This is a genomic window from Bradyrhizobium sp. CCBAU 11434 (assembly GCF_028128895.1).
GTDB lineage: Bacteria > Pseudomonadota > Alphaproteobacteria > Rhizobiales > Xanthobacteraceae > Bradyrhizobium > Bradyrhizobium zhengyangense.
Genome location: NZ_LBJX01000077.1, coordinates 39130 through 47500, shown reverse-complemented (window position 1 = coordinate 47500; position 8371 = coordinate 39130). Strand labels below are relative to the sequence as shown.

General features: G+C 61.2%; 2 protein-coding genes, 2 tRNA genes and 2 rRNA genes (1 of these 6 cut by a window edge). 1 reads left to right on the top strand and 5 read right to left on the bottom strand.

Going from position 1 to position 8371, the window contains the following annotated elements:
- From XI06_RS16630 to XI06_RS16615, 4 genes are all read right to left on the bottom strand, one after another.
- Positions 1-130, bottom strand: a 23S ribosomal RNA gene (locus XI06_RS16630) (it extends 2716 nt beyond the left edge of the window).
- Between the two features lie 387 nt (positions 131-517).
- Positions 518-593: transfer RNA gene (locus tag XI06_RS16625), tRNA-Ala, on the bottom strand.
- A 33-nt stretch (positions 594-626) separates the two neighbouring features.
- Positions 627-703: transfer RNA gene (locus XI06_RS16620), tRNA-Ile, on the bottom strand.
- Between the two features lie 187 nt (positions 704-890).
- A 16S ribosomal RNA gene (locus XI06_RS16615) occupies positions 891-2377 on the bottom strand.
- The 16S and 23S rRNA genes sit together here with 2 tRNA genes alongside, the layout of an rRNA operon.
- A 1010-nt stretch (positions 2378-3387) precedes the next feature.
- Here XI06_RS16615 and XI06_RS16610 point away from each other — a divergent pair.
- Positions 3388-5451, top strand: a complete 2064-nt coding sequence (locus XI06_RS16610) for a M23 family metallopeptidase (protein ID WP_237863895.1) — start codon at positions 3388-3390, stop codon at positions 5449-5451.
- Between the two features lie 85 nt (positions 5452-5536).
- Here XI06_RS16610 and clpB read toward each other — a convergent pair whose 3' ends face one another.
- A complete protein-coding gene (gene clpB, locus XI06_RS16605) occupies positions 5537-8176 on the bottom strand; it encodes an ATP-dependent chaperone ClpB (RefSeq protein WP_271605903.1) in 2640 nt (879 codons plus the stop codon).
- Positions 8177-8371: the final 195 nt, after the last annotated feature.

Genomic DNA, 8371 nt, shown 5'->3' with positions numbered 1-8371 from the left:
GGGTTTCCCCATTCGGAAATCCGTGGATCAAAGCTTCTTCGCAGCTCCCCACGGCTTATCGCAGCGTAGCACGTCCTTCATCGCCTCTCAGCGCCAAGGCATCCACCGAACACCCTTAAGGCACTTGATTGCTCTCATTATCAATGTCCACACACTCGGCAGAATGTTGTCTGCAGAATTGCCTTGCGGCACGCGCCCTCGATGAACGCTATCTGCAGCCGGACAATGATTAGAAAGACCAGCTTGCTTCGTAAGATCGTTCCGATAGCGAGGCGGTCAAGCTTCGCTAAAAGGATCATTTTACAACTCTCAGCCAACCTTGCGGTCAGCGTCGAGCGCCGAAAATGATCCGGAGATAATGGAGGATTCGCGCAACAATCTGCTGCACGACCCAACTCGGATCGATCTCCTCTTTACGATGTCAGAAAACACGCATCTTGCTGTCTATCCAGACTAGCAGGATGCGAAGTGATGTTTCGCGGACGACGGTGCACGATCAGTCGATGATCAAACCATCTGGTGGAGCCAGACGGGATCGAACCGACGACCTCATGCTTGCAAAGCACGCGCTCTCCCAGCTGAGCTATGGCCCCGTAACCAGAAGACGAATGCTCACTCGATGAGTGTGGTGGGCCTGGGAAGACTTGAACTTCCGACCTCACGCTTATCAAGCGCGCGCTCTAACCAACTGAGCTACAAGCCCCTAACGCATATCCAGTCAAGGACCAGGGATCTGCAAGGTTGCAGCCCCAGCGCGTGTTCGTCCGCGAAGAAAGAGAAACGTAGACGGCGAAATCCCGCCAATGGAGCTCAACGATCTGGCGATCTGTTGGCCCCTGATGTTTCTAAAACAGCTCGATAGAAGCAAGCTTCTGAAGAGCCATCCTTAGAAAGGAGGTGATCCAGCCGCAGGTTCCCCTACGGCTACCTTGTTACGACTTCACCCCAGTCGCTGACCCTACCGTGGCCGGCTGCCTCCTTGCGGTTAGCGCACCGTCTTCAGGTAAAACCAACTCCCATGGTGTGACGGGCGGTGTGTACAAGGCCCGGGAACGTATTCACCGTGGCGTGCTGATCCACGATTACTAGCGATTCCAACTTCATGGGCTCGAGTTGCAGAGCCCAATCCGAACTGAGACGGCTTTTTGAGATTTGCGAAGGGTCGCCCCTTAGCATCCCATTGTCACCGCCATTGTAGCACGTGTGTAGCCCAGCCCGTAAGGGCCATGAGGACTTGACGTCATCCCCACCTTCCTCGCGGCTTATCACCGGCAGTCTCCTTAGAGTGCTCAACTAAATGGTAGCAACTAAGGACGGGGGTTGCGCTCGTTGCGGGACTTAACCCAACATCTCACGACACGAGCTGACGACAGCCATGCAGCACCTGTGTTCCAGGCTCCGAAGAGAGGGTCACATCTCTGCGACCGGTCCTGGACATGTCAAGGGCTGGTAAGGTTCTGCGCGTTGCGTCGAATTAAACCACATGCTCCACCGCTTGTGCGGGCCCCCGTCAATTCCTTTGAGTTTTAATCTTGCGACCGTACTCCCCAGGCGGAATGCTTAAAGCGTTAGCTGCGCCACTAGTGAGTAAACCCACTAACGGCTGGCATTCATCGTTTACGGCGTGGACTACCAGGGTATCTAATCCTGTTTGCTCCCCACGCTTTCGTGCCTCAGCGTCAGTACCGGGCCAGTGAGCCGCCTTCGCCACTGGTGTTCTTGCGAATATCTACGAATTTCACCTCTACACTCGCAGTTCCACTCACCTCTCCCGGACTCAAGATCTTCAGTATCAAAGGCAGTTCTGGAGTTGAGCTCCAGGATTTCACCCCTGACTTAAAAACCCGCCTACGCACCCTTTACGCCCAGTGATTCCGAGCAACGCTAGCCCCCTTCGTATTACCGCGGCTGCTGGCACGAAGTTAGCCGGGGCTTATTCTTGCGGTACCGTCATTATCTTCCCGCACAAAAGAGCTTTACAACCCTAGGGCCTTCATCACTCACGCGGCATGGCTGGATCAGGGTTGCCCCCATTGTCCAATATTCCCCACTGCTGCCTCCCGTAGGAGTTTGGGCCGTGTCTCAGTCCCAATGTGGCTGATCATCCTCTCAGACCAGCTACTGATCGTCGCCTTGGTAGGCCATTACCCTACCAACTAGCTAATCAGACGCGGGCCGATCTTTCGGCGATAAATCTTTCCCCGTAAGGGCTTATCCGGTATTAGCACAAGTTTCCCTGTGTTGTTCCGAACCAAAAGGTACGTTCCCACGCGTTACTCACCCGTCTGCCGCTGACGTATTGCTACGCCCGCTCGACTTGCATGTGTTAAGCCTGCCGCCAGCGTTCGCTCTGAGCCAGGATCAAACTCTCAAGTTGGACTTGAACTTTGAACCGGCTGATCACAACGTTTGACGAGGTCCCACCATTGTCGACCGAAATCGACTTGCTGTCTGCGATTCACATCGCGGACAACGATGGTGTTTCCTTTGAAACGTGTACCGCCGAAGTCTTTCGTCCTCTCTCAGTACTCAAAAGCCGAAGCTCTTAAGTGGTCCGAGAGGCGCAAGGACTCCGCCGTCCACGTTTCTCTTTCTTCATCTTCACTTGTCAAACAGCCCGGGACCGTGGAGGCCCCAACCTTCCAGAGTGGAAGGGTTCCGACACCCTTACCGACGTCGAATGACTCCAACCGATTGTGTCGGCTGTTGTGTCACTCAACAAGGTGAGGAGCATCAGTGGCGCGTTCGCTCGCCTTGGTCAGTGACCCGGCGGCGCCGCGCTCAGTGGTTGGGGTTATAGGCCCCACCTTCCGGGCTGTCAACGCCAATCGTCAACAAATCGTCGCACAGTGGATTGGCGTAAAAAATCCAATGATCACAGCCAATTAGAGAGGCGGAGAGCGAGCGGAGGCGCGCGGCTCGGTAAAAAATCTGAAAAAAAGTTTGGGCCCCGGCGGGCTCCTGAGGGGCCCAGAAGGGGGCTCCTGAGGGGGCGAAAGCGGCCTCGCCCCGTCCCAGGGTCCGGGGGGCCTGCGACGGGTCGTTGAGGAAACTTTTTCCATATTGGGCGCCGTACTAGAGCCACAATCCCGCGGCGTTCTGGTATGAGACAAGCTTGAATCGCGGAGTGCCAGTGGGGGCTGCCAGCGATTTTCATGGGGTTCAGAGAAGGCGATCTGACGATGACGCGGCCTTCTTCGGACATTCGAAAGACATCGAGAGACCTTCACCTGCCCAGCTGTTCGTAACTTCGGCCGGGCCTCATCCGAGGCCTTCTGAGCGCGAGCATTTGTGCGATAAGGCTTTTTCCGAGATGCCCCTGCAAGAGGGCGACCGGAATGAGGCGCTGAAAGCGAAGGTTTCGGGTCGTTGATTGGGGGACTTGGGTTGAACCAGAGGACGTCACGCGGCGCTTACGGGCGTGAGACCGGGATCATCGATCTCGGCCACGAGCCGCCGCTGTCCGTCGATGGTTCGGAAGCCGCCGTCATCGATCGCCGTCGCGTCTCGGTGCAATGGTTCAGCGGCACAATTCTAACCGGACTCTGCGGCGCAGCCCTGATCGGCGGCGCCGTTTTCGCATCTCTCGACGGCGAAATGACCTTCGCCAAGGTGCCGGAGCGGGTCGAGGGCGCGCTGCGCGGAGCCTTTGGCGCGGCCGATCGCACCGTGACGCTGCACAAGAGCGATCGCCTGCCGCCGCCCAGTGACTCGACCGCCTCGCGCAACATCGTCCGCGTCTCGACAGTCGCCCGCGTCGGCAACCGCGACGTGATGCGGGTGCGCCCCTTCATCCGGATCGCCGGCAACCTGTCGATGACGACGAGCGATTTGTCGGCGAAGATTCCGCCGTTCAACGCGCAGCGCATGCTCACCGACGTCGGCTCCGATCCGAAGACCGCGACCGACGATCCGAACAATCCCGAGGCCGTCGAGCCCGACGCGGAGGTCTCCTTCGTCACCAAGGATCTTTCGCCGGTGCTGCCGAAGGCCAAGATTTCCGCGGTGGTGGCGCTCGACGACATCCTGATGCGGGTGCGCGATGCCGCCAATTGGCGCGGCAATGGCGGGGTGCGCTACGCCTCGCTCGCCAATGCCACCGCCGACGTCTCCGGCGCGACCGGCGCATCCGACATGAAGATGGCCTACGCCACCGAAGCGTCGTCATCCGATCCCTATGCCGGTTTCGAGACCCGCGTGGTGCCGGAAAACGTGACGCTGCTGCCGAAGACAAAGGAGCAGATCACCGGCGGCAATCCCAACGGCGAGCGCGTCCATGTCGTCAAGAAGGGCGACAGCGTCGGCTCCGTGCTGCGCGATCTCGGCGCCACGGCCGAGGAGATCAAGGCGATTGCCGCAACGCTCGGCCCCCGCGGCCGCGACGGCGGCCTGAAGGAAGGCGAAAAGCTTCGCATCCTGATGGCGCCCGCAAGCCCCGGCGCAAGGCTGCAGCCCTATCGCGTCGTCGTCGCCAACGACACCGTGGTCGAGGCGATCGCGGCGCTGTCCGATCTCGGCAAATACGTCGCGGTCGACGTGTCCAGCATGAACACCGTCGCCGACGCTACGGCCAACGCCAGCAGCGAAGACGATGACGACGATGACGGCAGCGGCGTGCGGCTCTATCAGAGCATCTACGAAACCGCGATGCGCAACAAAGTGCCGATGCCCGTCATCGACGACATGATCAAGATCTACTCCTACGACGTCGATTTCCAGCGCAAGGTCGCGCCGGGCGACTCGTTCGATGTGTTCTACGCCGGCGAAGACGAGGGCTCGGCGGCGGTCGACAAGAGCGAAGTGCTGTTCGCCTCGCTCACGGTCGGCGGCGAAACCAAGAAATACTACCGCTACCAGAGCCCCGACGACGGCGTCGTCGACTACTACGACGAGACCGGCAAGAGCGCGAAGAAGTTCCTGGTCCGCAAGCCCGTCAACAGCGCCATCATGCGCTCCGGCTTCGGCGGCCGCCGCCATCCGATCCTCGGCTACGTGAAAATGCACACCGGCGTCGACTGGGCCACTGCCTATGGCACGCCGATCTTCGCCGCCGGCAACGGCGTGATCGAGAAGGCGCAGCTCGAAGGCGGCTACGGCAAATACGTCCGCATCAAGCACAACAACGGCTACGAGACGGCCTACGGCCACATGTCAGCCTTCGCCAAGGGCATGGAGCCAGGCAAGAAGGTGCGGCAGGGCCAGGTCATCGGCTTCGTCGGCTCGACGGGCCAGTCAACCGGCCCCCACGTCCACTACGAAATCCTCGTCAACGGCCGCTTCGTCGACCCGATGCGCGTGAAACTGCCGCGCGGCCGTTCGCTGGAAGGCCCGATGCTGTCAGGCTTCGAGAAGGAGCGCGACCGGCTCGATGCGATGATGAGCGGCCGCAACGGCGCCATCGCACGCATGTCGGATGCGACGGGTGGGCCGTTGCAGGTCACGAATCGGTAATTCTCCGGATCAGACGACGACGAAAAAATGCCCCGGAAAGGCGTCGCCTTCCGGGGCATTTTTCACGTCGCAGTGAGCGCTACCGTCAGTTCAGCTTCCGCTTCGACACCGGTGCCTCGAACTGGGCGATCTCCGCGGTCTGCGGCGCCTTGCCGTTGAAGGTCAGCACGTTGCCTTCGGACGAGATCGCGACGCTGTCGCCGTCCTTGACGTCGCCGGCCAGGATCATCTCCGCGAGCGGGTCCTGCAGGTAGCGCTGGATCACCCGCTTGAGCGGCCTTGCGCCGTAGGCGGGATCCCAGCCCTTGGCGGCGAGCCAGTCGCGGGCCGCAGCATCGAGCGTCAGCACGATCTTGCGATCGGTCAGCAGCTTCTGGAGCCGGGTGAACTGGATCTCGACGATCCGGCCCATCTCGCTCTTCTGCAAGCGGTGGAACAGGATGATCTCGTCGACGCGGTTGAGGAACTCGGGGCGGAAATGTCCGCGCACCATTCCCATCACCTGATCACGCACGGCAGAGGTATCTTCGCCCTCGGGTTGATTCACCAGATACTCCGAACCGAGGTTCGAGGTCATGATGATCAGCGTATTGCGGAAATCGACCGTACGGCCCTGGCCATCGGTCAGACGGCCGTCGTCGAGCACCTGCAACAGGACGTTGAAGACGTCAGGATGCGCCTTCTCGATCTCGTCGAACAGCACCACCTGATAAGGCCGGCGCCGCACCGCTTCGGTGAGGGCGCCGCCCTCGTCATAACCGACATAGCCCGGAGGCGCGCCGATCAACCGCGAGACCGAGTGCTTCTCCATGTACTCGGACATGTCGAGGCGGACCATCGCGGTCTCGTCGTTGAAGAGATACTCGGCAAGCGCCTTGGTCAGCTCGGTCTTGCCGACGCCGGTGGGGCCCAAGAACATGAACGAGCCGGTCGGCCGGTGCGGGTCCTGCAGGCCTGCGCGCGAACGACGCACGGCGGTCGCGACCGCACGCACGGCCTCAGCCTGGCCGACGACGCGCTGCCCGAGCTGCTCCTCCATCTTCAGGAGCTTCTCCTTCTCGCCCTCCAGCATCTTGTCGACGGGCACGCCGGTCCAGCGCGAGACCACCTGCGCGACGTGGTTGGCGGTGACCGCCTCCTCAATCATCTCGCCGGAACCGTCGCGCGCCTCGATATCGGCGAGCTGCTTCTCGAGCTGCGGGATCCGGCCATAGGCCAGCTCGCCCGCCTTCTGGAATTCGCCGCGCCGCTGCGCATCGGCCAGATCAACGCGCAGGGCGTCGAGCTCCGACTTCAGCTTCTGGGCGTCGGAGAGCTTGTTCTTCTCCGCGCTCCAGCGCGCCGTCAGCGCCGCAGACTTTTCCTCGAGCTCGGCGAGCTCCTTCTGAAGCGACTCAAGACGCGACTTGGAGCCGAGATCGCTTTCCTTCTTGAGCGCTTCCTGCTCGATCTTGAGCCGGATGATTTCCCGATCCATCGAATCCAGCTCTTCCGGCTTGGAATCGACCTGCATCTTCAGCCGCGCCGCGGCCTCGTCCATGAGGTCGATCGCCTTGTCCGGCAGGAAACGGTCGGTGATGTAGCGGTTGGACAGGGTCGTCGCGGCCACCAGCGCCGAATCGGTGATCCGCACGCCATGGTGCTGCTCGTACTTGTCCTTCAATCCGCGCAGGATCGAGATCGTATCCTCGACCGAGGGCTCGCTGACGAAGATCGGCTGGAAGCGACGCGCCAGCGCCGCATCCTTCTCGACGTGCTTCTGATACTCGTCGAGCGTGGTCGCACCGATACAGTGCAGCTCGCCGCGCGCAAGCGCCGGCTTGAGCAAATTGGAGGCGTCCATCGCGCCGTCGCCCTTGCCGGCGCCGATCAGCGTGTGCATCTCGTCGATGAACAGGATGAAGGTCCCCTCGCTGCCAGTAACCTCCTGGAGCACGGCCTTCAGCCGCTCCTCGAACTCGCCGCGATACTTTGCGCCGGCGATCAATGCGCCGAGGTCAAGCGACAGCAGCTTCTTGTCCTTGAGGCTCTCGGGCACATCGCCGTTGACGATGCGCAGCGCCAAGCCTTCGGCGATGGCGGTCTTGCCGACGCCGGGCTCACCGATCAGGACGGGATTGTTCTTGGTCCGGCGCGAGAGCACTTGAATCGTACGGCGGATCTCCTCGTCGCGACCGATGACCGGGTCGAGCTTGCCGTCGCGCGCAGCCTGGGTCAGGTCGCGGGCATATTTCTTCAGCGCGTCATAGGTGTTCTCGGCCGTCGCGGAGTCAGCCGTGCGGCCCTTGCGCAGCGCCTCGATCGCGGCGTTGAGATTTTGCGGGGTAACGCCGCCCTTGTTCAGGATGGTGCCGGCTTCGCTGTTCTTTTCGAGCGTCAGCCCGAGCAGCAACCGCTCGACGGTGACAAAGCTGTCGCCCGCCTTCTCGCCGGCCTTTTCGGCCGCGTCGAAGGTGCGCGCGAGCTCGGGCGCCAAATAGATCTGCCCGGCGCCGCCGCCGCTGACCTTCGGCACCTTGCCCAGGGCGTCCTCGGTCGCCTTCAGGATTGCGCGGGAATTGCCGCCGGCGCGGTCGATGAGGCCGGCAGCCAGGCCTTCATTGTCATCCAGCAGCACCTTCAGCATGTGCAGAGTGGAAAACTGCTGATGCCCTTCGCGCACCGCAAGCGACTGCGCGGACTGGATGAAGCCCCTGGAGCGTTCGGTATATTTGTCGATATTCATGGTCTTTTCTGTCCCTCGGCCTGCCCTCGGGGCCCTCTAAGGCACCCCAAACGGCATCTTCATTGGGTTTCCGGTACCCGCGTTGACTTTCCTCAACCGGCAACGGTCGTTATCAGCCGGCGCTGGCGCCGGCCTGACACAGATGTGGGAAGCGGGCCCGCAGACCGAAAGAGGCGACTTCACAATTTCGTGCGC